Here is a 1026-nt window from a genome sequence, read left to right as displayed (position 1 = left end):
GATTCGAGCTCGGTCCCGGGGATCCTCTAGAGTCCTTCGCGCTCGCGGATCGTCTGCCGCTTCTCGTACTCGCGCTTGCCCTTGGCGATCGCGATCTCGACCTTCGCCCGCCCGTCGGAGAAGTAGAGCTTCAACGGAACCAACGTGTACCCGCCGGCGCTGACGGCGTGCGACAGCTTGACGATCTCGTCCTTGTGCAGCAGCAGCTTGCGTGTGCGCTTGGAGGCGTGATTGGTCCAGTGCCCCTGCGAGTACTCCGGGATGTGCACGGCATCGAGGTAGGCCTGGCCCCCGTCGATGTAGGCGTATCCGTCCGACAGGTTGGCCCGGCCCTGACGCAAAGACTTCACCTCGGTACCCGTGAGCACGAGGCCCGCTTCGTACGTCTTCTCGATGGTGTAGTCGTGGTGCGCGCGACGGTTGGTCGCGACGACCTTCTCCCCGCGTTCCCTGGGCATGGTTGATCCTCTGTGGTGGATGGCGTTGTTCCGCCGACGAACGACGGGATGCCGCGGACACGGCAGCCCGTCAGTCTATCTCACGCCCGCAGCCACCGACGGATCGCGAAGCTCGCCGACAACGCCGCCAGCACCAGGCCGATGACGATGATGACCGGGATGACGATGGCGGCATCCCCCATGTCGATCCAATCGGTGATGAAGCTCACGCGGCCCTTCAGGTACTCCCCCACACCGAAGTGCACACCCACGACGATCGCGGCGCCCGCCATGAGCGATCCGATGAACGCCGCGAAGACGCCTTCGAGCACGAACGGCGTCTGGATGAAGCGGTTCGAGGCGCCGACCAGTCGCATGATGCCCACCTCCCGCCGTCGCGCGTACGCGGACAGCCGGATGGTGGTCGCGATCAAGAGCACGGCCGCGATCAGCATCAGCACGGCGATGCCGACGGCGATGTAGGTGGCGATCGTGAGGGCGGAGAACAGCGGCTCGAGATACTGCAGCTGGTTCTTCACTCCTCCACACCGGCCATCCCGTTGAAAGCCTCAGTGATGACGTCGGCCTT

1 protein-coding gene and 1 pseudogene are annotated in these 1026 nt (G+C 64.8%); both read right to left on the bottom strand.

The features are described 5' to 3' along the window. Nucleotides 1-26: 26 nt before the first annotated feature. The gene (gene smpB / locus I5I_RS00080) at nt 27-458 is read right to left on the bottom strand and encodes an SsrA-binding protein SmpB (protein ID WP_051039399.1); all 432 of its coding nucleotides are present in this window, start codon (nt 456-458) and stop codon (nt 27-29) included. Nucleotides 459-538: 80 nt separating this feature from the next. Next, nucleotides 539-1026, bottom strand: a pseudogene (locus I5I_RS00075) (FtsX-like permease family protein); the annotation flags it as partial.

It is taken from the genome of Microbacterium sp. B24 (assembly GCF_000333415.1).
GTDB lineage: Bacteria > Actinomycetota > Actinomycetes > Actinomycetales > Microbacteriaceae > Microbacterium.
This window is presented reverse-complemented; position numbering and strand designations above follow the sequence as displayed.

Bases quoted from the DNA above. Each gene is read 5' to 3' on its own strand.
- smpB (WP_051039399.1), bottom strand. From the start codon at position 458: ATGCCCAGGGAACGCGGGGAGAAGGTCGTCGCGACCAACCGTCGCGCG.